This window comes from Ulvibacterium marinum, assembly GCF_003626755.1.
GTDB lineage: Bacteria > Bacteroidota > Bacteroidia > Flavobacteriales > Flavobacteriaceae > Ulvibacterium > Ulvibacterium marinum.
In genome coordinates this window covers 345,042-371,034 of record NZ_RBCJ01000003.1, presented here as the reverse complement: position 1 = coordinate 371,034, position 25,993 = coordinate 345,042, and the positions used below count along the sequence as shown (strand labels likewise).

The following is a 25,993-nucleotide window of genomic DNA, read 5'->3' as shown; positions in this document are numbered from 1 at the left end:
TCCTGTCTCGTTTTTGTTTTATGATTTGATTGATGTTTCTATTTTTTATTCGGTCCTGAGCGCATCTATAGGTCTTACCTTAATAGCACTTTGTGCCGGGATGAAGCCCGCCAACAAACCGGATACGACCAATATGACCAAAGCACCCACCACTACACCCAGGCTTACACTGGGATTAAGGAACATATCCACCGGACCATTGGCATCCAATAGTGCATTGACCGCATAAATGAACAGTGCCCCAAAGCTAATTCCTGCCATTCCGGAAATAAGGGTAAGAAAAATGGATTCCATTAATATTTGTTTTTTAATGGACCACGGATCTTCACCTAAAGCCCTGCGTATCCCAATTTCCTTGGTCCGTTCCTTGACTACGATCAACATAATATTGCTTACTCCGATAATACCGGACAACAATACCAAGATTCCAACAAAATAGGCTATGAATCCCATGGCACCAAAAAGGCTTTCTACCCTATTGTATTGTTCATATAGATCAAAATAGCCAATCGCCCTATCATCCTCTGGATGTACTTTCCGTTTAGCCTTTACTGTATTTATTACTCTTTCCTTTAAGTCGGAAATGGAGTGGCCGTCATGGGCGGTAATGGCCATCCATCCCACATCATTACCACGATTAAAGGCCTGTGAAAAAGTGGTGAAGGGGACAAAAATCTCTTTTTGAGCTTCTTCTCCGTCACCATCATTGCTATTTTTCTTATAGGTACCCACTACCATAAAATTTACACCTTGGATTTTAATATAGGTCCCCAGCACCTCTTCATCCTTTTCGTATAGGTCATTCTTTACCCCGCTTCCAATTATGGCTATTTTCCGTTTCTCGCGGATATCATTCTGATTGAGAAACCGACCGGAAGTTACGGTCATGGGGTCTTGGTTTATAATTTCCGGATAATCCCCGTATACATTGTATGCCCCTGTCTTAAGTCCTCGTATGACATTGCTTCCTCCTCTAAAACCGCCCAATCGATTCCTTGGCGAAATGAATCTAAGATGGGGAATATTATCCTTCAGCGTTTGAACATCCTCAATCTTAAACTCAAAACTTCTTCCTTTGGGAAGCCCCTGATAGGACTTAGTGGTACTACGGGTCCACATGAACATAGTGTTTGTGGCAATATCCCCAAAATCCGCCTTTATGCCATTCTCAAGACCTTTGCCCGCTGCCAGAAGGATAATTAATATCAAGATGCCCCAGAATACACCAAAAGCGGTCAGTACGGTCCTAAACCAATTACTAGTCAGTACCTCCAAAATTTCTTTCCAACGATCTCTGTTAAACATTGTTCACTTTGTGAAAAATTACAAAACTCAAATTCCAAGACCCAAGTCCACCTTTTATTAGTGTTCACTCATCCTTTAAGGCTTCTACCACCTGTACCTTTGCTGCGCGCCAGGCAGGGAAAAAGCCTGCAAAAGTCCCTGCAAAAATCAGTACAAAAACAGTGGCCAATGCCACATTGAAGTTTACGGACGGATTCATGATATAATCCACCTCTATGTGAGGGCCTACCAGTTCCAAAAGCCCCATACTAAAAATTAGGCCGGCGAAACCGGAGATGGCAGTAACGAAAATAGATTCATGAAGGATCATACCTACTATAGACCAAGGCTTTGCTCCCAAAGCTTTCCGTATTCCTATTTCCCTGGTCCGCTCCTTCACTACGATAAGCATTATATTACTTACACCGACCACCCCAGCTATAATGGTACAAACCCCAACAAACCAAAAAAAGAATTTAATGTTTCCGGTTAACCCATAATAACGTTTTGCCTCCTCCATGGCACTCCATACATAAATGGCACTTGTATCGTCCGGAGCAACCGTATGGGCCTGTTGCAAGTATGCCCTCAAGTCGTTTTTGAACTTTATCGCGCGGGCAGCCGCCTCATCAAAGTTTTCCATAGGAGGCACGGTATATGCCAAATTGCTAACCTTATCCGATCCATTAAAAACCCTTTGAGCTGTAGTAATTGGAATATAGATAACTTCCTCCTCCCGTTCCTCTTGTTCTCCAAAAAAGCCAATAATCTTAAAGGGAATACCGGATATGTCTATATACTCTCCCAAAGGATTATCTACATTCTTAAATACATCCCTTTTAATCTTATTACCAAGAACAGCCACCTTTGCAGTACCTATTTCATCACTATAATTGATAAACCGGCCTTCGGACATCTTGGCATTGTCAATTTGCTGAAATTGATAGGAGACTCCTTGCACACTATAGACCAGGACTTCATTGCCATAATTGACCGAAACATCCTGGACAAATATACGTGGTGATTTGTATTCTATATCTTCACTTAAAAGGGATACGCTATTCTCAAAATTCTCGTTGCGTAATTGAATTCTCCTTCCGGGATTAAGTCCTTTGTACTCCTTAGCGGTTACTCCCGGCCACACCCAAACACTTGTAGATGCATCCTGTTCAAATTCATGGGCAACGCCATTTTGCATCCCTTGCCCGAAACCCAATAAAATTACCAATATAAAGATGCCCGAAGCAACGGAAAGTCCCGTAAGGAAAGTTCGCAATTTGTTTTTACGAATGGTGTCAAATATTTCCTGCCATCTTTCGATATCAAACATTCGGTCGGTTTTTGATCGATAGGTACAATTATGTAACCGTGCACTGTAATAAGACTTCTAGAACATTCCAATGTTACAGTACTCTTCTTAAAAATATGTTAAAAATAACCAAGGGGCTACCCCTTAATTTTCTTGTACACAAAGTAAAATAGTACCCCAACAAGGACATAGGGTATGGCCATAAGGTATACTATGCCATTGTTTATACCCTCTGCCGTACTTTTGTTGCCTTCACTTTCCAAAACGGCGCGGCACATGGCGCATTGAGCCTCGACAGAGAGTGAAAACATAAGAAAGCATGCAAAAAACAAAAGTAATCCAGTCCGATTTGAGACTGCCCTTGAAATATGATCGATCGGTCCCTTTGTTTCGTCCCATATGGCAGGGAGAAAATAAGGCAAGTTCAATTTTTTTCTATTAGTGTACATAGTAGGGTGAAATCATGATATAAACAACGACCCCGGTTACCGCTACATAGAGCCATATGGGAAAGGTAATCTTGGCCAATTTTCGATGCGCCTCAAACTTACCAAGATATGCCCTTGCATAGGTCTTTAATACCAATGGGATTATTAAAATTGATAATATGATATGTGAAATTAGAATGAAGTAGTACACATACTTGATGTTTCCTTCTCCCCCAAAAGGTGTGGATTCCGATGTCATATGATATGCGATGTACATGAGCAAGAATATGCCGGATAGTACAATACAGGTGGTCATTATATTTTGGTGAAGTTTTCGTTTTCCTTGTTTTATGGCCCAAACGGCCAAAATCAATAAGAGTGCCGTTATACCATTGATCGTCGCATAGATAGGCGGCAAAAAAGTCAATGGCTCCACATTGGGCAGTTTAACGCGAAACAGCATAGCTACCACCACGGGTACCAGAATAGACACGACCGTAATCACCCTATTGAATCTTTTCTCCCTAAGCTCTATGGTTTCCATCTATTCTTCCTTCAACAATTTTTTGATATCCTCTTTTAACATACTAATTTGTTCTTCTTCCCCTTCATTATTTTCCCTTTGTTCCTCTGTAACGGTACCTCTATAATAGATTATCGGATTATTTGCTGCATCCCTCCTTGAACGGAAAAACCCATTTTTATCAATTAAAGCGAACATACCAGAATGTTCAAAGCCACCGGGAGCTTCCTTATCTTCAGTGGCAATCAAATAAAATCCATTTTGAGCCAAATTGTAAATTGCATCCCTATCACCGGTCAATAAATGCCAATCTATGTCCGTAATGTTATTCTTCTCAGCATATTCCTTTAGAACTTGAGGCACATCATAACGTGGATTTATGGTGAAAGAGGCGATGCCAAAATCCTCGAAATCCTTAAAAGTGTTTTGGAGCTCTACCAAATTTTTAGTCATTACCGGACAGATGGTGGGGCAGGTAGTAAAAAAGAATTCTGCCACATATACCTTTCCCAAATAATCCTTATCCGTAATCAAAAGGCTATCCTGATTAATGAAAGAAAATGAGGGTACCTTCCTTTTTTGACCATTGACCTCAATAAAGGCCAATTTGCTCATTCTATCATTATCAACGATTTCACCGCTTCGTACACGATCCACAATTTTTGGGATAAAAATTATTCCAAAAATCAAGATTACGAAGGATACCCAAACATAGGTGTACTTCTTGTGCATTATTTATCCCTGTTGGAAATGTTTTTCTTTAATGCCATACGATATTCTGCCAGGATTATTTTTACATCATCTTCCATCTTGTTGTTCAAATCGGCTACAGAAGTGGCATTAAAACCATACTTTGTGCCCTCATCCTCATCATTTGTCCTACCCCTTAAATTACCGTCCTTGTCTATTATAAACACATATGGGGTGGATAAACTTTCATCCAAGGACAAATTGGTCCGTAAGCCCTTAAAAAACATATGTATTTCATTCTCCCCGGCATAAACAAAATTCCATTTTCGGACATCCGCCAAACCACCTAATTCCTTTTTTAATTCCAAGACCTTTTCTTCGGTTCCCTTAGGTACAACCATAAGAAATTGAAAATCTTGAAACTCATAAAATCGTTTGTATATTTTTTGATTTAGATTGAAGGCGTTACCCTTTTTAAGCTCAATATCCTTTCCTAAAAATCCTAAAATAGTAATCTTGCCCTTTAGCGAAATATCACTATCGGAAGATGGTAAATCGGCTATGTTTTCCGTTAAGGTGGGGAGTTTTCCAAAGTTGGTGACCCCAGAAGCAAAAAACAGATATACCACTATAGGTAACACAAACAAAACGGTTAGTACAAATGTCTTTTTCATAGCGCTGTAGACCTATGCAAAAATAAAAAAAGACGGTGCAAACCGTCTTTTAAAGCTGTTAATTCTACGTTAGAAATTCCATTTTACATAGCCATCCTTAAAGACATTATAAATGTAATCCGCTTCAAAGAGAAGAATAAAAATTAAATAGGCCACTAAAAAAATGGGGGTCCAGACTATGGCTCTTCGTAATGCATTTTTCTCATCCCTAAGATGCATGAAATCCCAGGCGATATAATAAGCCTTTACCAGTGTTAGGATAATGAATATCCAATTCAGAAGCTTCATTCCCAGAAAGTAATTCCCTGTTAATGCTGTAGGTTTTGTAATCCCCAACGCAACTTCAATCGCGGTAACAATGGTTAAAAAAACTAAAACCCCCCATATTTTCTGGGTGTTGGATTTGAACTTTAAAAGTCCCCTAAAAATTTCAAGCTTATGTTCGTGTGCCATGTTTCAATTTGTCTTGTTTTCGACATATTAGACTTTCCTTCTTTGAGGAAGTAAAATCAAAGACTTTTATACCAAATAGAAAAAAGTAAATACAAATACCCAAACCAAATCTACAAAGTGCCAATATAGACCTACTTTCTCTACCATTTCATAATGCCCACGTCGCTCATAGGTACCCAATATGACATTGAAGAATATAATGATATTGATCACTACTCCCGAGAAAACGTGGAAACCGTGAAAGCCTGTTATAAAGAAAAAGAAGTCGGCGAAAAGTCTGCTACCGTATTCGTTATGAATAAGGTTTGCACCTTCAACTACTTGAACGGCATCCTTAAGTTTGGTCAATGATTGTCCCCGATCCAGAACTACCTTTTCCCCTTCTTCATTAATGGTCTCTGTTCGTACCAATATATTAGAGTTGGCCTTAAATCCTTCTATTACCTCATTTAAGTTGTAACTGGGCATATAGCCTTCATCGTAGTACCAGACACCATTTTTTCTCTCATGCTCCAGACGACTATCTGGAATAACTTCGGCGAAATCCGCCAATGCCGCTCTTTCTCCAGTATCGGCGTTTACAAATTGCAGGATTCTTCCGCCCTTGGTCTCCAAGGCACCAAAATCACCTTTAATGAACGTAGCCCACTCCCACGCCTGGGAGCCCACAAATATGGCACCTCCTATTATGGTGAGGAACATATACCATATCACGGCATTTTGCTTCATCCTATGGCCTGCATCCACCGCAAGCACCATAGTTACCGAGGACATAATCAGTATGAAGGTCATAAAAGCCACATAATACATTGGGAAGTTACCATGGAAGAAGGGAACGTGCGTAAATACCTCATCCGCGATGGGCCAAGTCTCTATAAATTTAAATCTGGAGAATCCGTAGGAGGCTAAAAAACCGGAAAAGGTCAAAGCATCGGAAACGAGGAAGAACCACATCATTAATTTCCCATAACTGGCATTAAGGGGTCTGTTGCCCCCGCCCCAAACATTTTCTTCCGAAGCAGTAGTAACCGTAGAATCCATAAAGTCTTAAAGTCTGATTAGAATTGGCACAAATTTATAGTTTTCTTCTTTTAAACGAAAGCGGATTTTAACGAAAAGCCCGTATATTTTTTTAATTACCTCACAAAAGTCATGAACAACACCAGATATATCCATAACAAATCTAGAAAATGCCAAAATGTAGCGCCTAGGGAAAGTCCCAAAAACTCATTGGCCGTATACTTTCCCTTAATTTGATTGAACAAAACGACAAGTAAGGATATAATTCCGGCAACAACATGTACAATATGTACGGCGGCGATAAGAAAAACATAAGACATCTTGATGCTACTGGTGGGTCCCGTAAAATAATATCCCTGGGCCACCATTTGGGAAAACCCGTTAAACTGCAGCACAATAAAAAGAATGCCCAAAACCAAAGTAGCGACCAACCAAGAGGTACATTGCCTGGAATTTCCCATTTTTATGGCTCTTATTGCCAAAATATAGGTAATACTACTTATTACAATTACAGTTGTACTCAGGTAAAAGGCAGGGGGAAGTTCCAAATCCTGTAACCAATCTTCCCGACTACTGCTTACGATATAGGCACTGGTCCATCCCGCAAAAGCCATCAACAGGCTCACAATACCGAACCAAAGCATCATTTTTTTGGCCCTTGCCTTTTTCTCTTTCTGTGTTGACTGGGTTAAATCCATTAAAATTTTTTGTGCTGTTTTATTCCTGATCGCCCTGAACAATTCAATTCATTGTTTAGAGGCCGAACGCATTTCATTATATAAATTTGTCGATTACGTATACCACTTGCATTAGGGTAATATAGCTTACACTGGCCAACATTAATCTCCGGGCCGAGGCATTATCCCTTTTTTCATAGAGCTTAAAGGCGAAAAGCAGCATTACCAATCCCATTAGAAAAATAAGGATTGCTGCCGGAATAGAGAGGTGTAATCTTCCTGTAATACCAAAGACCGGGATAACTGAAATAACCATCATCCATATGGTATACATAATAATTTGCAAGGCCGTGCCACCGTCCTTCTTTCCCGTAGGTAACATTTTAAATCCGCCCTTTTTGTAGTCTTCGTCCAACATCCATCCCAAAGCCCAAAAATGAGGAAACTGCCAAAAAAACTGAATCATAAAAAGGGTGCCCGGCTCTATTCCAAAATCGTTGGTGGCCGCCACCCATCCCAGCATAAATGGTATTGCCCCTGGGAACGCCCCAACAAATACGGACAACGGTGTCTTTGTCTTTAACGGGGTATATATACTAGTATATAAAAAAATGGATATCGCACCGAACATGGCTGTTTTCGGATTTAGGACATACAAGGTAATTACGCCTAAAAGTGTAAGGAGTACAGCTATGAACAATGCTCTATTGACTGACATTCGGCCTGCAGGAATTGGCCTATTCCTGGTTCGATTCATCAAAGCGTCCAAATCTTTTTCTATGATTTGATTATAAACATTTGAGGCACCGACCATACAATATCCCCCAAAGGCAAGTAGTACTAGAGAGACCAAATTTACTTGATCGGCACCTAAAAGATAACCGGCCAAGGAAGAAAAGACTACGCTTACGGCTAGCCTAACTTTGGTAATCTCCTTAAAATCAGCAAAAGCCAAGGCCCATGAGGTGTTTTTTGCCGCTCCAATCGCAGTTTTCATTCTTAAATTCCAATAGGTTCGCAAAGATAGCCTCAAACACTATTTCCTGCAACGAATAGTGCAGTTTATTGGACGAAAGGACTTTATCAAAAAAGTAAAAACCCTGATGTTAATCATCAGGGTTTTATTTTAAATTTTATTATGGCTTTCTACCTTATTGAAGCTTAAATGTAATGGGGATACTAAAAGGAACCCTAACTGCTCTTCCCCGTTGTTTCCCGGGAGTCATTTTAGGTAATTTACCAATGATACGAGCTGCTTCCTTTTCCAAGTTTTTATCTGGGCCCCGCATTCTAACGTTACCAATGCTGCCATCCTTTTGAATAACGAACATGATGTTAACCCTTCCTTGAACACCCATTTCTTGGGCAATTTCAGGATAGCGGAAGTTTTTGCTAATATGTTTTTGCATCATTTTATTGAAACAGGCCCTTTTGTCTCCTGCACTTTCACAACCAGGAAAAACAGGAACATCTTCAATAACCGCAAATGGTACATCAACATCTTCTTCTATCTCATCTACCGCTACATCCTCTACTTCTATGATTTCTTCCTCTTGACTCGTTTCCGTTGATTCTATGACGGTCTCCTCTACTTCCTCTTCATCCTCTACTACCTCAATAACCTCAGGAGCAGCCGGTGGTGGCGGTGGCGGCGGTGTTTTTATCTGTTCCGTCATGGGAACTTCCTCATCCAAATCATCATCAACATTCAGCGAGATATCATAATCGTTTACCTTGTCATAGGTTTTCCATTCCAAGGCACCGTAGACCAAGGCCATGACCAATGCCAATCCTATTACAAAATAAAGCCCACTGTTCCTTCCAATATCGGCTTTTGGGTTCTTTTTAGGTTCCATAACTATATCTTTAATGTTCGCTAATTTAATTAAAATAATGCGTAAAAAGCAAATACTATTTCCAATTTAACCTGTTTTTAGAGGAAAAAAGCATTTTTGCTGTCACCAGCCCTGCCAAGGCACCAAGGGTATTGGCCAAGGCATCAAAAATGTCACCTGCCCTTGATGTAGTGAATCCATACTGAATTACCTCAATAATAATACCAAAAATAGTCAGGAACAATAACATCACTATTATAAGTTTCCTTAAAGGGGCACCTTGTGTTACTCGTATACGGAAGGAGAGCAGGCCTAAAATCGCGGCCACAAAGTAAAACGTAAAATGTACAACCTTATCAAGATGGGGAATGTTAATGGTCGGCACACTTGTATCCTCAAAAGAATATAAGCTGGAAAATGCAACGAACACCATCCAGCTTATAAAGGAAATTGTAAAAATTGGCTTCTTAGGCACCTATCAGTTCTTTGTAATCCCCGGCACTGAGCAAATCCTCGATTTCCGATGGTTCACTTAACCTTATCTTCACCATCCAACCTTCACCATAGGGGTCAGAATTCACTTTTTCCGGCTCATCTTCCAAGGATTCATTGAACGCTATAATCTCACCGCTCAGAGGTTGGAACAAATCCGATACCGTCTTTACGGCCTCTACCGTTCCAAAAACCTCTTCCCTATCCAAGGTTTCGTCCAAGGTCTCTACTTCCACATAAACAATGTCTCCCAACTCACCTTGGGCAAAATCCGTAATACCCACAGTCGCTACATTGTCTTCTATCCGTACCCATTCATGGTCTTTTGTGTATTTCAATTCGGGTGGTATGTTCATTTTTTTTGTTTTTTATGCAGACAAATGTAACGGATTCTGAATAGGTTTTCAAGAATAAATTGAAGTTGAAATAGTAAACTCCCATACAATATTTGGTAAATGTGAAATAAACCCTATTTCTAAGTCAATTCAAATAAAAATACCGCTATGGCATGGTGCCTCCAACATGGGCAGTTTACGTTTTACCATATAAATTTTGAATACATACTTGTACCCGTGTTTAATTTCCAAAATTGTAACGCAGGGTAAATCCGGCATTTATGGTAGTCTGTGGAAAAGCCGTGGATACGGCAAATTGTGAGAACGAGTGATCATAGAAGAACAGGGCGTTCAGATTTTTATTCAACGCATAGTCCGCAGTAAACTTAATGGACAGCAGGTTTTGGCCAGAGGTAATCTGGTTATTGTCTATATCCAAATTTCGGATGATGGTAATATTGTCACGAAGTGTAACATCTGCCTTAAGGTTTAGATCTCCCTTAAGCCTAGTTTTGTTGCCTCCAATATTGGTTACGAATTTTACGTCTTTAAAACGGTATCCCAACCCTACCGTATATTCCTTACCGCTGACCTCTGTCATAAGATTATTGTCAAAGCTCAGGGACAGGGCCCTATCGGTTCGTACCTCGGCCAGAACACTAATGGAATTTTTCATTTCAAAATCCACACGCATCAGAGGATTGAACTGATCGGTAAGCACCACATTGTTCAAAATAAGGTCTGGTAACAAATCTCCGGTTTCGGAATCGATGTTGCCATTTTCTTTTTCCAAATTGGTTTGGAAGGAATTGATACTATAAGCGGCCCGGTATCCATGGGTCAATGAAAACCGCTTGAATTTTTTCTTGAACCATTTGTTTCGCATCAATCCGGTATACTTTATGTTCCAGTTGGGAATAGGAATGTCCCGAAAAGCATCTAGATTTACCCTATTCACATCCTGACCGGTATATGCCGCAAAAAACGCGGGTAAAAGTACTTCTTGATTAGTCTTGCCATACAACTGTGGAAAACCGTCCTCATCCAAATCACCCACGGCTTGTCCTCTATCCGCTACCAATCTATTGGCAATGGTCAATCTATTTTCCTTAAATTTTTCAAAGGTTTCGGAGGTAAATTCGTCGCTTTTGCTAAAGGCCGTGCCGATCATCATGGTGGAGATACTGAAATTCCCAAATTGATTACCCAATAATTGATTATATCTGAGGCCACCATTTTCAATATCGGGAATCACTTCAAAATTTTCCTGATAACTACTGGAATATTGCCTATCTGCAGATAAATCTATGGTCAAATCATTCGTAACTTGGGCGGTTGCCGTGATATTCAATTGTTTGTTGGTACGTTCCAGGAACTGTTCATTAAATCCATCGAATTGTGTTAACCATCCATTACGGGCAGCATCAAAACGTACATCGGCCTGACTGCCAAAAACAAATCCTACGGAAGGTCGTAAAGATCCAATAAAACCTATAGTCTGGGTATATCCAGGAAGCACTTTTCCATTGCTCTCGTTGTAATTGATGTTTAAACGTTTCACCATGGTCAAAATATCGACAACCGTATTAAAAACGGCACTAGTCTTTTGTTTTTGCCCTTCTTCTTCGGATTTTGTGTTTCCGGCCTTATCCCTGCGGATTGGAGATCTATTTACGGCCACCTTGCCATCTCGCTTTTTAAGCCCAATCATATCATAAAACTTCTGCAGGGTAAGGTTTGCCGTTAGGTTATGTGTATTGGCATTCTGCACTGTGTTAATATTCTCTCCAGCAACTACTCGAAGCGCATCCCCGCCCCGCTGCCAATCAAAATTACTGGTGTAGGTATATTGGGCATTAATGAAATCCAGAGCAGGAATCTTATTGAACGGCAACTCATAGTTCAATTGCATTTGCTGGGAATGCCTATTAGGTTCCCCCAAATCCCAAAATCCGTCCCAAAGCCCCAGAGTTTGATCTATTTGTGAATTCGGATCATCCTCATCCTCTAAAAAATTGCGCACAATATTGTTATTGCTTCCCGTAAAATTCAATCGTAAGGACTTGGTAAGATTATAGTTTATTGCATATTGCCAATTAAACTGATAATTCCGTTGCTGTAGTTCAGGAAGCTCCAAACGTTCCACACCTTCCTCACGTACATCCCTGAAGCGTTGCCTGTTAAACTGTCTGTTAATATTGGAGTTTACAGAAACAGTAGCCGGCAAAAGATTTAGATTTAGATCCTTGAGCCACTGCCAATATTTACCGGTAAAGAGCGAATCCTTTTTAGCAAAAGGTGCTACTTCCACAGGTTCAAAAGCGTGATTGTACACAAATCCTGTAACTACGTTTTGATCTTGTAGGTTGGCTATTTCAAAGTCCCTGTGATTTGTCTCGTTATAGGAATAATTGAAGGTAAAGTTTTCAATATCATAGAAATTGGCATCGGCTTCCTCTCCCCTATCCTTGCGCACACCGATCAGGTTAATACTGGTCCGTTTGGTATAGTCCTCGGCCTGTTCCCTAATTTCTTCCGCTGCTTCGGCCGTAGGAGCGGTATCGATCAAATCATCCAATTTTAAATCGTCATAGACCGGGTCAAACTCAGGGGTAATCAACTGTTCGGAAATACCATAATTGAAGGGAAGTTGTATACCCCATTTTTTGGGTAGCAATTGACCTACGTTTACATTGGTGACCACATCATAGGAAATGGCATCTTCCCTGGCCCGTTCGTTGGGCATTTGATCGATGGCCCCAAAACCTGAGGTACTCCTACTACCTGTAGCGGAGACATTGGCAAAATCGGCCAAGTTGGCATCCACCGCGGCTACAGCCGCCCAGCCTCCATTATTGTCCAGTCCGGCCAAACGTAATTCGTTGAACCATACTTCACCACGGGCCGGAAAATCGTCCGTATTCTTTACCCCGACCATCATACTTCGTATACTTCCCAGGGATGGATTTCCTTTAATACCTATACGGAGCCTGCCCGGGGTCCTGGGAGCAAATTCTTCCACCGGTATCACTTCTCCATTTTCCACTTCAAAAAAGCGAATCTCGCTCAAATCCCCACTATTGATCCACAGGGATTTCACCTTGTTCAAATCACTTAATGCCAGATCCATTTCGTTATCCTCTGGCCAAATCTCACTTTCGGAAGTGGCCGTAAATGGCGTAAACCGAAGGGGCAGTTCTATCTGGTAAAAATTTTGTGTGAAATCCGTCCCGATTCTTAAAAACCCTACCAAGGGAATATCATCATCGGAATAATCACTATCCACAATCTTCTCTGCATGCATGAACATTTTTATCTTTTCATATTGCCGAAGGTCTATGTTCAAATTTTTAAAGACTCCCCGGGAATCCCGCGATTCTAAATTTTCCACAACCAAGGAAAGTGATTGCTCATTTTGCCGGATAATCGTGTTATTGTTGTTCAATTGTTCCCGCACTACGCCTGGAGGAAGCACATAGGGGATAGGAATCCTAGAGTTGTTCTCCTCAATATTTACGGTATTTACATCTACTACGGTTCCATCATCAGTAGGATCCGTATCCAAATCCTCATCCTGCAGATTTTTAAGATAGGTCCGCCAATCGCCCCGCACTAAATCAAGGGTAGCAAAGCGGAGCACCACATCACTATTAAAGTTGGTCAAATACATTCGCATAAAGCTGATGGACCTAAAATCGGTAATGCCTCCCACCGCCTCGGTAAAATCGCTTAATGGGACCTTATATTGTATCCATCTTCGGTTGAGTTGAGATCCGTCCGGCAATTCCGGTGTAACCCCTTCCTTAATATCGGTCACATATAAATCGTCAATCGTAGTATTTGGTTGGATGGGAATTCGATATTCATAATAACTGTTGACCGTATTCATGGTTAAATCCCGATCAATATCCTCAACATCCGGCAACGTAGTGGAACCCCTATTGGTGTTGGTCACCTGGACCGGAGAGTTCCCCTGGGGGTTATTAAAATCGATATAGCGCTCCAAAATCCCACCTTCCCTGTTCAGGTAATATTGATAATTGTCCAAAGCGGGATCATCCCCTGTATTATTTGAATAAACCGATGCTTCACCGGCATCGTCCAGGCCATCCAGACCAATATCCTGAAGGCTACGATTGGTTTCGCTGGCATCAAAAGCATATACCAATGACTGTGTAGCCGGAACCTCACCCCAGGATGTTGGGGCGACCAAATCATTGCTTTCTACTCCTGGCAACCCATTTTCATATTGTTTCTTACCGTCCCTAAGAACATCCTCAGAGATGTTTCCCAGGTTCAGGACCAGTTCTCCTGGACTTGTAGTTGTCCCGTCCACATAGGGATCTAATACCCAGAACTGGACAAATTCCACATTGGACTGTTCAAAGTTGGTACTACTTAGGGAACGCATAATACCTCCCCATTTGTTGTCCGGTGTTTCCGTATCAAAATTGGGATTATTGTTATAGGGACCCTTTTGATTGGGATAATAAGCCAAATCCAAGGTATTCTGAACCGTGGTCTGACCTTGGGCGATATCCACTTGTGGAAAAACCTCATCCACAAATATTCTTCGTGTGGGATTGGTGGAAACATCGCTATCCGAAACACCTGATGGCCTTTGGTTGGTGTAAAATATGGGATCAATGGTATACCAGGCCATCTTGGCCCTACCATAACCATTTAAAAGATTGTCCGGGTCTTCCGGCGAGCTTCCGGACAATTGGCCTCCCGGAGTAAACTCCAATGGGGTACTGGCCAAGGTCCAACCCAAAGATCCCCGTATATCTATCAAGGCCTGTGCGCCTTCAAAATCATCCAGATATGTTGTGGTCTCTCCCTGAAAATCGGCATTTTTTGGGGAATTGGGTTTTAACCAAGCTACCTCTGCGCGTACGGATACATTAGAAGGTACATCCGTATCTATGTTCGGCAACTTATTGACCATTCGCGTAAGGAAAGGCACCTCGGTTGAAAAGTTTCCATTAAGGCCAAAAATGGTATTATTTACAGGTTCTACACCAAAATTTGATTTTTGGGTAAGGGGCCTTTCATTTAGATTTAACCAAGTAGCCCCAAGCACAAAGTTCTCGTTAAATTGATGCTCAACATTAACACCGGTAAACCTTCGGGTCTGCTGACCAAACACGGCATTGTTCTCAACGGAAATATTTATGGGGGTATTGGAGGCCTCAAGGCTCGGGTCCAAAATTTGCACCGTCCCTGCCTGATAGTTTACGGTATAATCTATACCCTCTTGCAACTGCCGGCCCCCAGCGGTAACTCGTACGGATCCTCGAGGCACGTTAAAGGCACCTATGGGAATTCCGCTACTTCCTTCGGACTTATAGCGACCCTTTAGAATAAACTTGTTCTTTTCCGGGTCTTGCAAGGCAGCAGCCTTGGTAAGCTCATACATGTCGCGAAAAACATACTGTTGCTGGTTCGGGTTATATCCCTGTATGTTCTCATAGACGCCACCCCCAAGCTCCTCAAATAAGAACTCGCCAAAGGGTTCCACCTTTGTAAAAATAATGAGCCCTCCCTGGGTATTCACTGTAATTCCGGGTACAAAATCAAAGAAACCGTCGCCTCCAGGCTGTACATCATTGTAGATATTCAAGCGATCCAAATTGAAAACTTCTAAAAGGATGTCCTCTTCCAAACCTGTGGGCCAGGTTGCATCATCTACAGGTGTAATATAATTTCTAGGGGTAGGGTCGGAATACAGAATATTCATCTTAAAGTCTTCCTGGCTCAATTGAAAAGCCCCGGTAGCATAGATATTCTTCATCATCAAATCCCAAATAGGATCGGATATATTGGTAATATTGCTTTTTAACAACTTAAGGATTAAGGTATTGTTTTCAATTATGGGATTTGCTCCGCTAGAAACCGTTGTGGCATCCAGGCCTCCATTCGCAAACTCTCCCACCTGAAAGACTTGCCCGTTGAAGGTATATTGGAATGCAACACCCAATACCTCGTCATTGCTCAAACGTTGGTTTAGGGATATATAGCCTAATTGTGAATTGAAATCATAATCCCTTCCCGCTTCCAGCTTTCTAGCATTCTCCAAGATGGCATAATCAAATCCTTGGTTTGACACATATCCTGGAATGTTAAACCCAGCCTCCACAGTAGCAATGTCCCTAATAGACTGGGTTAAAGCACCTGTCCCTATCTGCTCGGGGTCAAAATCATTGGCATCGTTCCTAGGCAGGACATTACTGGGGTTATTGAAGAAACCCGCTGGTGCACCGTTAAGAAGCCCAATCCGGGTCTGTTCCTCGTTGGCTTCCCCCAAATCTTGTATGGCAACAACATTTCGCACATTTAAGGTTTGCTGACTCCTATTGGTTACCCAAACCTCCAAACGAGTGATCTGGACTTGGCTTTGGATAAAAGGATAATTGGCCAAAGCACCATCATATTGGTCTCGAAAGTACTGGGCCAAGAAAAAGTGTTTGTCCTCGTCATAATCGAGGGCGGTAATGGAAAAATCGTTCAATGTACCTCCTCCTTGGGCTACTACCGTATTGTTTTGGGAACGTTGCTCGGAAAAGACCGCAGTAACCGATGTTTTTCCAAACTGTAATTGGGTCTTTACCCCGAAAAGGCTTTGCGCTCCTTGAATCAAAGAACTATTCAAGGGCATGTTTACATTTCCTATTTCTATTTTTTGGATAATGTCATCCTCGGTTGGGGTATAGTCCAACTTTACGATATTTTGAAAGTCAAAGGTGGCTTCAGTATCATAATTGGCAGTCACCTGCAACCGTTCCCCGATTTTACCCAACATACTCAAACTGATCCGCTGGTCAAAATCAAAGGAAAGATTTGTTCTGTTTCGAGGCGAAAGTGCTGGATTGTCATTCTTTTGCCAGATTACCCCTAGATCCATAGCAACGGAACCCTGCGGTATGACCTCAATGGTATTTCCTCCGAAAACGGACTGAAAAAAGTTATTATTGATATAAAAATTGGGAAGCAGGTTTCTGCGCGCTTCCTCACTACCTTCCTTTTTGCCGGAATAGGCATCGGACTTTTCCTTGAAGTATTCCTTAATACCTTCCTGCCTGGCCAATTCCATGTATTCTTCAGGAGTAAGAATTATGGGATAGCCTATATTAAATTCTCCAATACTTTCATTATAAATATACCTGTCCAGTTTGGGGTCGTAAATGTACTTGGAGATTATGCTTTCAGGGTTGGGCATTACCAATTTCCCCAAATCCGGGCCTGTTTTTACAGAATCCTGCTGTTGTTCAACAGGTTCTTCCCCCTCAGTTTCCTGTGCTACGGCAGACGCCGAGATCATCAGAAGAAACAGGAATAGGAAAGTAAGCTTAAATGTTAATTTAAGAAATTGCTTGGCCCCTTTTTTCAAACTTGCTACAAATTTTTAAGCGCGTGTTTTATAATGTTCTCAACGCTTAGAGAAGGGTCTTGGTTTAGCACTTTGTCCACTGCCTTTTCGGCTTGTCTTCGGACAAAGCCAAGAACCTCTAAAGCAGATAACGCTTCTTCTTTATTTGTATTGTTTGAATTAATGGAAACTTCATCTATATCGTAGACCTTCAAAATTTTGTCCCTTAGGTCCAGAATAACCCTTTGTGCGGTTTTTGCCCCAATTCCTTTTATTGCTTGAATTGTGGCCACATTACCATTAGCAATGGCCTCCCGTATTTGGGGCGGGGACAAGGAAGACAACATGGTCCTTGCAGTGCTAGATCCTATTCCTGAAACAGACAGCAGTAAACGAAATATTTCACGCTCGGATTTCTCCGCGAAACCGAACAATGTATGCGAATCTTCCTTTACTTGTAAATGGGTAAAGAGATTAATGAGCTCTACATCGGATATTTTGGAAAATGTGTGGAGCGATATATTTACGAAATAGCCTACCCCCCCACATTCAATAATAACATGGGTCGGATTTTTTTCTATCAGTTTTCCTTTTAGGTGATGTATCATAAATCAAAGTTCAAGCACAAATATCAACTTCAAGTTCAATTTGATATGCTTCAGGTTTAAGGTTTAAGGTTTAAGGTTTAAGGTTTAAGGAATGTATTCATTACATTAAAATCGATCACCGAGACTAATTCTATAACCAAATTTTTATGCCTTCCGAGAACTATTCCCTGTTTTGGCACGTTTGCGTTTTTCCCTTTCCTGGGCATCTATAACCGCTACGGCCGTCATGTTCACCATTTCATCAACACTGGCTCCCAGTTGTAGGATATGGACGGCTTTTCGAAGTCCCAACATTATAGGTCCAATGGCATCTGCAGCATGCAGTTCCTTCAACAATTTATAGGTAATGTTCGCGGATTCCAGATTCGGGAATATCAAAGTGTTGACCTTTTTCCCAGCAAGTTTTGAAAACGGAAATTGGCTTTGAAGCATCTCCCTGTTCAGCGCAAAATCAGTCTGTATTTCCCCATCTACAACCAAATTGGGATTTTCGTCATGCAGCTGTTCGACGGCCTTTCTTACTTTTGAGGCATGAGGATGATTTGAAGCGCCAAAATTGGCATAGGACAACATCGCCACAACCGGATCAAACCCGAAAGCGCTGCCTAAATTAGCTGTCATTCTGGCAATTTCAGCCAACTCCTCCGCGGTAGGATCAATATTGATGGATGTATCGGACAAAATCAGAGGGCCATTATTCGTTATCATAATATGAGCCGTTGCCGCCTTTCTTACACTGGTCGCCCTTCCAATAACCTCAAATACGGGTCTCACTACATTGGCGTAGGCCCTGGAATGTCCGGTTATCATACCATCGGCATCTCCTTCCAAAACCATCATGGCACCAAAATAATTGCGCTCCCGCATTTTTATTTGTGCACTATACAAAGTAGTTCCGCTTCTCTTCCTACTTTCCCAATATCTTTGGGCATAGTGGTTTCTCTTTTCCAAGGAATCATCCCCATATTGATCAATGATGGGTACATCCGCATCAAATTCCAATTCTTTCTTTAACTCGGAAATAATTTGTTTATCCCCCAACAAAATGGGATGTGCTATACCCTCCTCGTAAGCAATCTGGGCGGCCTTTAGAACATCCAGGTGATCGGCTTCGGCAAAAACTATTTTTTTGGGGTTTACCTTTGCCCTATTCATAAGTAAGCGCATCACCTTGTTGTCATCGCCAGATCGTTGTAGGAGTGCCTCGCAATAGGCTTCCCAATTTGTAATTGGAGCCTTGGAAACCCCGCTCTGTATGGCGGCTTTGGCCACTGCAGGAGGAATTTCGGAAATGAGCCTTGGGTCAAAAGGTTTGGGAATAATATAGTCCTTACCGAAAGTAAGTCTAGTCTCACCGTATGTGATATTAACCTGTTCGGGGACGGGCTGTTTGGCCAAATCTGCCAATGCCTTCACCGCGGCCATTTTCATCTCCTCATTGATAGTAGTCGCCCTTACATCTAGAGCACCTCGAAATATGAACGGAAATCCAAGAACATTATTCACTTGATTGGGATGATCCGAACGTCCCGTAGCCATGATGATATCATCCCTGGTTTTACAGGCCAACCCATATTTTATTTCCGGATTTGGGTTGGCCATGGCGAATACAATGGGATTTTTGGCCATGGATTCTAACATTTTTGGAGTCACAATATCGGCAATGGATAGTCCAATAAAAACATCCGAATCCTTCATAGCCTCTTCCAAAGTATCTATTTTTTGGTCCGTGGCAAACTCCAGCTTTTCATGGGATAGATTCTCCCTGTCCTTTCGGATTACGCCTTTGCTATCCAACATAACAATGTTTTCTGCCATGGCCCCAAATGCTTTGTACAATTTGGTACAAGAAACTGCGGCAGCTCCCGCTCCACTGACCACTATTTTTACTTCCTCAATTTTTCTATTTGTCAATTCCAATGCATTCAATAACGCAGCGGCGGAAATAATTGCTGTGCCATGTTGATCATCATGCATGACGGGAATATCCAGTTCTTCCTTTAATCGACGTTCTATTTCAAAGGCCTCCGGGGCTTTGATATCCTCCAAATTAATTCCACCGAAGGTGGGGGCGATGGTCTTTACCGTTTCCACAAACTTGTCCACATCCTCAGTATCCAATTCAATATCTATTCCATCGATATCGGCGAAAATCTTAAATAGCAAGCTTTTACCTTCCATTACAGGCTTGGAAGCCTCAGGTCCTATATTTCCCAAACCCAAAACAGCTGTGCCATTGGAAATAACAGCAACTATATTCCCTTTGGAGGTGTATTTGTAAACATCTTCTCGGTTCTTTTCGATTTCCAGGCAGGGCTCCGCAACTCCGGGAGAATAGGCCAATGCCAGATCACGTTGGGTGGCATACGGTTTGGTAGGTACTATTTTTATTTTTCCGGGACTGGGTTTGGCATGGTATACCAAAGCCTCCCGTCTACGTTTCTCTTCACTCATATCCGAAGTTTGATTTGTAAATTTAGCCTAATCTTTTAGGAAAGGGGTTCCCAAAAATAAAAAAGCACCAATAAAATTATTGATGCTTTCCCAAATGTTAAACTTAAACTACCAAAATGAGCCTACTACGATTGTAGTAACGACTAATAATATAATGGCTAAATACCGATAATTTTTATACCACGGAAGAGCACTTAGCTCTTCGGTCTCCTCGGTAAACATTTCCCTTTTGTATGTATACTCTTTTACCTGCTCCTCATCTGGAAGACCTGTCGCTAAACTTGCCACTACATGGACAATAATGCTTATAACGAATAACAGATTCGCCTTTGCCAAGAAATGGAAATCATTGAGGTAAGGGGAAATATCATATGCCGCCGACAATATCATAAAAAGAGCGAAGGCACCACCGACCAACAAACTAACAAAGGCTCCAGTACCATTCGCCCTTTTCCAAAAAAGTCCTAATATGAAAGCAGATACCACAGGAGGACTGGTAAATGCGATGACCAATTGCAAATAGCCCCATAGCGAGTCGCTTACCTTTTCAATGAAGGGAACCCATGCTGAAGCCAGGACCACCAAAACCAAGGTAGCTATCTGACCTGCCCGAACCAATTGTTTACTTGTCATTTCCGGGCGAAGTTGTTTTACAAAATCCATAGTAATCAAAGTAGATGCCGAATTAAAGGTCGCGGAAACCGAGGACATCATGGCCGCCAAAAGACCAGCTACTACCAGACCTAAAATTCCAGTGGGCAGTAATTGAAATAATAATACCGGATAGGTAAGGTTAGGGCAATCGGACAGATTCTCGCACATTCCGCCATTGGCCAAGGGGTAATTAAGTCCAGAAATATCCAGGTTGTTAAAAAGTAATAAGGCCAACACGCCAGGAACCACCATGATAAAAATAACGGGGAGTTTTAAAAACCCTGCAAAAAGTGCCCCCCATCTCCCATGGTTCAGATCCTTGGCCCCTAATACCCTCTGTACCATAAACTGGTTATTGGCCCAGAAATAAAAGCCTAGAAGAGGAACTCCGGTCAATAACCCCCACCAAGGCATAAACTCATCATTGTCCGGACGTACCAGACTAAATACTTCATCCGAATTGGACGGAATATATTTACCTTCGGCAGCTCTATCCCCAAAATTCACCTCCCCACCGGCTAACATGGCGTCCAATTTTTCCATCATTCCCTGCCAGCCACCTCCCAATTGATCAAAAGCAAAGTAGGTAAGGAAGCAAGAACCAATAATGAGAAGCACGGCCTGTATCACTTCGGTCTGTATTACGGAGTTCAAACCTCCAGGAATGGTATATGCCGCTGCTGCGATGGCCAACATAATAATAATATATGTTGAGCTAATTTCAGGGAATAGCAATTTTAAAACAATGCTCCCAACATAGAGGCCGGCTGCTGTGTCCACAAGGACATTCCCCAAAATAGTAATAAAGGAAAAATAGTAACGTGATCGTTTATCGTACCTGCGCATCATAAATTCCGGCATGGTGTAAACTCCGGATTTTAAGTAGAAGGGTAGGAAAAAAATGGAAAAGAAAATTAAGATTACTACAGCATACCACTCATAGTTATAAACACTGATGTTGGTCTGAAAACCATCCGAGGCTAACCCCACCAAGGTAGAACTGGAAATATTGGCCGAGAATAGGGCAATACCGACAATGGGCCAGGTCATGGTCCTCCCACCCAAGAAATAATCCTCCGAACTGCTTCTCTTGGACTTTGATATTCCGTATATGATAATTCCTACAAGATAAACCAGAATTACAATTACGTCCAATGTTTCCAATTCGCCCATAATAGTGTTGATTTAGTTTAGTCAGTTTTATTGGTTCATTTTGGCATTTCCACAATCAATAGCTTTTATTTTAAACTATAACACATATCTATTGCCTAATTTTAAGAAATCTGTAAAAAGTACTGTCTCCGAATATAACGTTTTTAACGACTTCTTAAAAAAATCTTAAAAAGAAAATGGTAAATTTTATTACGAAAACGTTTGCGTTTTCCAGCTGACAAAAAAAGAGGAGAAGAAAACCCTAAGGTTTTGAAAATCTTACCCTTAAAATTTATTTAATGAAGTTGATATTTCTTTTGAGACCGGAAAATTTCGTGCGTTTTACGGCCGATTTCTGAAAAACCTTTCTGAAGACGTCCTCCGTTATTTCTTCCCAGTCTTTTTTGGTCATGGACAGTAATTCTGGTTTGGGGTGAAAAAGAGGTTCGTCATGTGATTTGGAAAACCGATTCCATGGACAGACATCCTGACAGACATCACAACCAAAGATCCAATCTTCAAATTGGTCTTTTACCGAAGTTGGAATTTCATTTTTGAGCTCAATGGTGAAATAGGATATGCACTTGCTTCCGTCCACGACATAGGGCTCTACAATGGCTTCTGTGGGACAGGCATCGATACAGGCCGTACAGGAACCACAATGATCGGTTACCGGAGCATCGTAATCCAATTCCAAATCCACTATTAGCTCCGCAATGAAATAAAAGGAACCCACCTTTTGCGTAAGCAAGTTGCTATGTTTGCCCATCCAACCCAAGCCACTTTTCGCCGCCCATGCCTTATCCAAAACGGGAGCGGAATCCACAAACGCCCGACCATGAACCTCGCCAATTTCTTCTTGAATAAACTGGAGCAGGTTTTTAAGCTTTTCCTTTATCACAAAGTGGTAGTCCATACCATAGGCGTATTTTGACACCTTAAAGGTGTCTTGTATTTGGCTCTCGGAGGGATAATAATTCAGCAGCAATGAAATCACCGACTTTGCCCCATCTACCAGCTTTGTGGGATCCAGGCGCTTGTCAAAATGGTTTTCCATATAATGCATCTCGCCGTGCATACTGTTCTTCAACCATTTTTCCAATCTAGGGGCCTCCTCTTCTAAAAACGCGGCTTTGGAAATACCACAGGACAAAAAACCGAGGCGTTTGGCTTCTTCCTTTATTAAAACCGTATGTCGGCCTTTTCCATGCATTTATATGCGTGCTGTAAGTTTTATATAAGCCCCCTTAGGTTTTAAGCTAATCAGTGGATGAACTTCAATTTCATGGGTAGTGGATAACCGGTATTTCTTAACCAAAAAAGCAATCGTTATTATCATCTCGTACATGGCAAAATTATTGCCTACGCACATTCGAGGTCCCGCCCCAAAGGGAAAGTAATGAGCGGAAAAGTCCTTTTTAGCGTCCGAGGCAAAGCGTTCCGGGATGAATTGATGCGGGTTCTCCCAGAAATCCATATGTCTATGTAACTCGTAAATGCTCATTAACCATACGGTACCTTTTTTAAATATATGCCCTTTTATGATATCTTCGGCCAAACTAACCCGATCCGTAAAATATACCGGGGGATAAAGGCGCATGGATTCCTCTATGCACTGTAGGGTATATGACAATTGGGTCAAAGCCTGTAAATTATTTCCATTTTCAAAATTAACTTCCCTTACTTCCTGAAAAAGTCTTTGTTGAATCTCTGGATGTTTTGCCAATAACATCAGCGTAAAGCTCAAAGCATTGGCCGTAGTTTCATGACCTGCCGTAAAAAGTACCATCACCTCATCGATCAACTGTTCCCTCTGCATGTTCGTACCATCCTCATAACGGGCATCCAATAGCATATCCAACAAATCGTCCTTTTTCTCATTGGAGTCCAAGCGTTCCTGAACGATTCCATTGATCAAATGCCTTGCCTCGCCGGATAGTTTTAAATGCCTCCCTGTATCCCCTGTCAAATTGAACCACCATTTTAGATAGGGCATTCGCATTTCCTTGATCAACATTTTTTGGTTGGCTATGGTAATCTCCTTTAGACGTTGCATCCTATCATGGATATTGTCCGCACTAAAAAGGGATCTTGCCACTACTTGAAAGGCCAAATCTCCCATCATGGGAAAAATATCATACTCGGAATTTACTTGAAGTGCATTTAGCTCGGCCACAATGGTTCTATACATCATGCCTATAAGGCCTTCCAATTTTTTCTTATGGAAGGCCGGTTGTATCATCCTCCGATGTACACGCCAGAACTCACCATTGGACGTTAGCAGTCCATGGCCGATATATTTGGCCAATTCCTTGGTCTGTAAGGACGACTTTCCATAGTTCTTGTGGTTTTTTTGAAGTATGTGCCGTATAGATTCCGCATTCCTGGTAAATACCCAGTCATTGCTCCTACCTAAATTTATCCTAAAGGTGTCCCCATACTCCTGAAAATACTTGTGATGAAACGGCAAAGGGTTTTTTAGAATAGTCCTTCTGTTCCTTAATACTTCATATCGGGGGATACTCGGTAAATTTTTCATCAGAACAAGCCCGGCTGATCACCACCTTTTATCCGTCCCAAATGTTTATAGGCCAATTCCGTTACCTCTCGGCCCCGTGGCGTACGCATGATAAAACCCTGTTGGATCAAAAAAGGTTCATAGACTTCCTCGATGGTCTCTGCACTTTCGGAAACAGCTGTGGCCAATGTAGTAATACCGACCGGGCCTCCCTTGAATTTATCAATTATGGTGGTCAGAATCTTATTGTCCATTTCATCGAGACCATGGGCATCCACATGCAACGCATTGAGACCAAATTTTGAGATATCCATATCTATATTCCCATTACCCTTGATCTGGGCAAAATCACGGACACGGCGAAGAAGGGCATTGCAGATTCTTGGCGTACCTCTACTACGTCCGGCAATCTCAATGGCCGCTTCATTGGTAATAGGTACTTTTAAAATATCCGCACTACGCTGCACTATTGTAGAGAGTAATTCCGTAGAGTAATACTCCAATCGGCTTGAGATCCCAAAACGTGCCCGCATGGGTGCCGTCAACAAACCCGAACGTGTAGTGGCCCCGATCAAAGTAAACGGATTAAGGTTAATTTGAACGGAACGCGCATTAGGGCCCGTCTCGATCATGATATCAATTTTGTAATCCTCCATGGCAGAATAGAGATATTCTTCCACAATAGGGCTTAGCCTGTGAATCTCATCTATAAAAAGAACATCCCTTTCTTGGAGATTAGTCAGCAGACCGGCCAAATCCCCGGGCTTGTCCAACACGGGTCCCGAGGTAATCTTGATGCCTACTCCCAGTTCATTGGCCAGAATATGTGCCAGTGTGGTCTTGCCAAGGCCAGGTGGGCCATGGAACAAGGTATGATCCAAGGCCTCTCCTCTTAAGTTGGCCGCTTGTACAAATACCTTTAGATTTTCCAGAACCTGTTCTTGTCCCGTAAAATCTTCAAACGTCACAGGTCTCAATGCCCTTTCGACATCCAGTTCTTCTTGGGAAAAGTTCTGTGCGGTTGGATCCAAGTGTTCATTCATATCCTAACAAAGATAATAAAGCATGTAGAAGTAGTTATACCATTTAACTAAACCGCTACATATTTAAAGTGCATAGGTTAATAGGAAAGATGATATCATAGGTGAACATTGGGCCAAAGTAGCGATAAACAGTTCGCAATCGGCAGTTGGTGGTAATATATTGTTACATGGGCATACATCTTTTTCCAACAACCATCAACCAACAAGCTTGGACTATGTCATACCGAGGACTTATATTAAAGACATCTTCGGGCAGGAATTTGAAGCACCAAATCTGTGATGCTGAGCCCTGTCGAAATGCAAGCAGGGTTTCAACAAACTATGCGACCAATGAAACGGTGAATCAGGTTATCTTAAGGTTAAATTCATAGAAAGCCGACCATTGATTTTTACCTACATGACATTTGTCATCTTTTTTACCATGCCCTGTACCCTACATTTGCACTAGAATTTATGAGCAAATACTATATATCAA

20 protein-coding genes are annotated in these 25,993 nt (G+C 41.7%); all 20 read right to left on the bottom strand.

The features are described 5' to 3' along the window. Positions 1 to 45: 45 nt before the first annotated feature. Positions 46 to 1,305: an ABC transporter permease gene (locus tag D7Z94_RS14625; RefSeq protein ID WP_120712349.1), complete on the bottom strand. Its 1,260-nt coding sequence runs from the start codon at positions 1,303 to 1,305 to the stop codon at positions 46 to 48. 64 nt (positions 1,306 to 1,369) lie between these two features. Then, positions 1,370 to 2,614 (bottom strand): ABC transporter permease, encoded by a 1,245-nt coding sequence (locus D7Z94_RS14620; protein ID WP_120712348.1) that lies wholly within the window; start codon positions 2,612 to 2,614, stop codon positions 1,370 to 1,372. 116 nt (positions 2,615 to 2,730) lie between these two features. After that, the gene (locus tag D7Z94_RS25780) at positions 2,731 to 2,904 is read right to left on the bottom strand and encodes a hypothetical protein (RefSeq protein ID WP_170158846.1); all 174 of its coding nucleotides are present in this window, start codon (positions 2,902 to 2,904) and stop codon (positions 2,731 to 2,733) included. 127 nt (positions 2,905 to 3,031) lie between these two features. After that, entirely contained in the window at positions 3,032 to 3,565 is a 534-nt protein-coding gene (locus D7Z94_RS14610; protein WP_120712346.1) for a DUF420 domain-containing protein, read from the bottom strand. Further along, the gene (locus D7Z94_RS14605) at positions 3,566 to 4,276 is read right to left on the bottom strand and encodes an SCO family protein (protein ID WP_120712345.1); all 711 of its coding nucleotides are present in this window, start codon (positions 4,274 to 4,276) and stop codon (positions 3,566 to 3,568) included. Beyond that, positions 4,276 to 4,908 (bottom strand): hypothetical protein, encoded by a 633-nt coding sequence (locus D7Z94_RS14600; RefSeq protein WP_120712344.1) that lies wholly within the window; start codon positions 4,906 to 4,908, stop codon positions 4,276 to 4,278. The genes D7Z94_RS14605 and D7Z94_RS14600 overlap by 1 nt, the downstream gene beginning before the upstream one ends. Positions 4,909 to 4,977: 69 nt before the next feature. Then, positions 4,978 to 5,361, bottom strand: coding sequence for a cytochrome C oxidase subunit IV family protein (locus D7Z94_RS14595; protein ID WP_120712343.1), 384 nt, complete (start codon positions 5,359 to 5,361; stop codon positions 4,978 to 4,980). Between the two features lie 66 nt (positions 5,362 to 5,427). Then, positions 5,428 to 6,402 carry a cytochrome c oxidase subunit 3 gene (locus tag D7Z94_RS14590; RefSeq protein WP_120712342.1) on the bottom strand — a complete coding sequence of 325 codons (975 nt, stop codon included), beginning with the start codon at positions 6,400 to 6,402 and terminating at the stop codon, positions 5,428 to 5,430. Between the two features lie 95 nt (positions 6,403 to 6,497). After that, entirely contained in the window at positions 6,498 to 7,079 is a 582-nt protein-coding gene (locus tag D7Z94_RS14585; protein WP_120712341.1) for a cytochrome c oxidase subunit 3, read from the bottom strand. 76 nt (positions 7,080 to 7,155) lie between these two features. Next, complete coding sequence (cyoE, locus tag D7Z94_RS14580) at positions 7,156 to 8,055, bottom strand: heme o synthase (RefSeq protein WP_120712340.1); 900 nt, start codon at positions 8,053 to 8,055, stop codon at positions 7,156 to 7,158. 154 nt (positions 8,056 to 8,209) lie between these two features. Beyond that, complete coding sequence (locus D7Z94_RS14575) at positions 8,210 to 8,914, bottom strand: energy transducer TonB (RefSeq protein WP_120712339.1); 705 nt, start codon at positions 8,912 to 8,914, stop codon at positions 8,210 to 8,212. A 55-nt stretch (positions 8,915 to 8,969) separates the two neighbouring features. Beyond that, positions 8,970 to 9,368: a VanZ family protein gene (locus D7Z94_RS14570; RefSeq protein WP_147415906.1), complete on the bottom strand. Its 399-nt coding sequence runs from the start codon at positions 9,366 to 9,368 to the stop codon at positions 8,970 to 8,972. Next, the gene (gcvH, locus tag D7Z94_RS14565; RefSeq protein WP_120712337.1) at positions 9,361 to 9,741 is read right to left on the bottom strand and encodes a glycine cleavage system protein GcvH; all 381 of its coding nucleotides are present in this window, start codon (positions 9,739 to 9,741) and stop codon (positions 9,361 to 9,363) included. The genes D7Z94_RS14570 and gcvH overlap by 8 nt, the downstream gene beginning before the upstream one ends. Before the next feature lie 220 nt (positions 9,742 to 9,961). Further along, a complete protein-coding gene (gene sov / locus D7Z94_RS14560; RefSeq protein ID WP_120712336.1) occupies positions 9,962 to 17,110 on the bottom strand; it encodes a T9SS outer membrane translocon Sov/SprA in 7,149 nt (2,382 codons plus the stop codon). Between the two features lie 5 nt (positions 17,111 to 17,115). Next, positions 17,116 to 17,697 carry a Holliday junction branch migration protein RuvA gene (gene ruvA, locus D7Z94_RS14555; RefSeq protein WP_120712335.1) on the bottom strand — a complete coding sequence of 194 codons (582 nt, stop codon included), beginning with the start codon at positions 17,695 to 17,697 and terminating at the stop codon, positions 17,116 to 17,118. A 144-nt stretch (positions 17,698 to 17,841) separates the two neighbouring features. Then, a complete protein-coding gene (locus D7Z94_RS14550; protein WP_120712334.1) occupies positions 17,842 to 20,151 on the bottom strand; it encodes an NADP-dependent malic enzyme in 2,310 nt (769 codons plus the stop codon). A gap of 108 nt (positions 20,152 to 20,259) precedes the next feature. Continuing rightward, on the bottom strand, positions 20,260 to 21,978 hold the full coding sequence (locus D7Z94_RS14545; RefSeq protein WP_120712333.1) for a sodium:solute symporter: 1,719 nt from the start codon (positions 21,976 to 21,978) through the stop codon (positions 20,260 to 20,262). 271 nt (positions 21,979 to 22,249) lie between these two features. Beyond that, a complete protein-coding gene (queG, locus tag D7Z94_RS14540; protein ID WP_120712332.1) occupies positions 22,250 to 23,170 on the bottom strand; it encodes a tRNA epoxyqueuosine(34) reductase QueG in 921 nt (306 codons plus the stop codon). Then, positions 23,171 to 24,496 (bottom strand): cytochrome P450, encoded by a 1,326-nt coding sequence (locus tag D7Z94_RS14535; RefSeq protein ID WP_120712331.1) that lies wholly within the window; start codon positions 24,494 to 24,496, stop codon positions 23,171 to 23,173. It lies immediately after the preceding gene. After that, a complete protein-coding gene (gene ruvB, locus D7Z94_RS14530; protein ID WP_120712330.1) occupies positions 24,496 to 25,518 on the bottom strand; it encodes a Holliday junction branch migration DNA helicase RuvB in 1,023 nt (340 codons plus the stop codon). The genes D7Z94_RS14535 and ruvB overlap by 1 nt, the downstream gene beginning before the upstream one ends. Between the last annotated feature and the right edge of the window lie 475 nt (positions 25,519 to 25,993).

Bases quoted from the DNA above. Each gene is read 5' to 3' on its own strand.
- D7Z94_RS14625 (WP_120712349.1), bottom strand. From the start codon at position 1,305: ATGTTTAACAGAGATCGTTGGAAAGAAATTTTGGAGGTACTGACTAGT.
- D7Z94_RS14620 (WP_120712348.1), bottom strand. From the start codon at position 2,614: ATGTTTGATATCGAAAGATGGCAGGAAATATTTGACACCATTCGTAAA.
- D7Z94_RS25780 (WP_170158846.1), bottom strand. From the start codon at position 2,904: ATGTTTTCACTCTCTGTCGAGGCTCAATGCGCCATGTGCCGCGCCGTT.
- D7Z94_RS14610 (WP_120712346.1), bottom strand. From the start codon at position 3,565: ATGGAAACCATAGAGCTTAGGGAGAAAAGATTCAATAGGGTGATTACG.
- D7Z94_RS14605 (WP_120712345.1), bottom strand. From the start codon at position 4,276: ATGCACAAGAAGTACACCTATGTTTGGGTATCCTTCGTAATCTTGATT.
- D7Z94_RS14600 (WP_120712344.1), bottom strand. From the start codon at position 4,908: ATGAAAAAGACATTTGTACTAACCGTTTTGTTTGTGTTACCTATAGTG.
- D7Z94_RS14595 (WP_120712343.1), bottom strand. From the start codon at position 5,361: ATGGCACACGAACATAAGCTTGAAATTTTTAGGGGACTTTTAAAGTTC.
- D7Z94_RS14590 (WP_120712342.1), bottom strand. From the start codon at position 6,402: ATGGATTCTACGGTTACTACTGCTTCGGAAGAAAATGTTTGGGGCGGG.
- D7Z94_RS14585 (WP_120712341.1), bottom strand. From the start codon at position 7,079: ATGGATTTAACCCAGTCAACACAGAAAGAGAAAAAGGCAAGGGCCAAA.
- cyoE (WP_120712340.1), bottom strand. From the start codon at position 8,055: ATGAAAACTGCGATTGGAGCGGCAAAAAACACCTCATGGGCCTTGGCT.
- D7Z94_RS14575 (WP_120712339.1), bottom strand. From the start codon at position 8,914: ATGGAACCTAAAAAGAACCCAAAAGCCGATATTGGAAGGAACAGTGGG.
- gcvH (WP_120712337.1), bottom strand. From the start codon at position 9,741: ATGAACATACCACCCGAATTGAAATACACAAAAGACCATGAATGGGTA.
- ruvA (WP_120712335.1), bottom strand. From the start codon at position 17,697: ATGATACATCACCTAAAAGGAAAACTGATAGAAAAAAATCCGACCCAT.
- D7Z94_RS14550 (WP_120712334.1), bottom strand. From the start codon at position 20,151: ATGAGTGAAGAGAAACGTAGACGGGAGGCTTTGGTATACCATGCCAAA.
- D7Z94_RS14545 (WP_120712333.1), bottom strand. From the start codon at position 21,978: ATGGGCGAATTGGAAACATTGGACGTAATTGTAATTCTGGTTTATCTT.
- queG (WP_120712332.1), bottom strand. From the start codon at position 23,170: ATGCATGGAAAAGGCCGACATACGGTTTTAATAAAGGAAGAAGCCAAA.
- D7Z94_RS14535 (WP_120712331.1), bottom strand. From the start codon at position 24,496: ATGAAAAATTTACCGAGTATCCCCCGATATGAAGTATTAAGGAACAGA.
- ruvB (WP_120712330.1), bottom strand. From the start codon at position 25,518: ATGAATGAACACTTGGATCCAACCGCACAGAACTTTTCCCAAGAAGAA.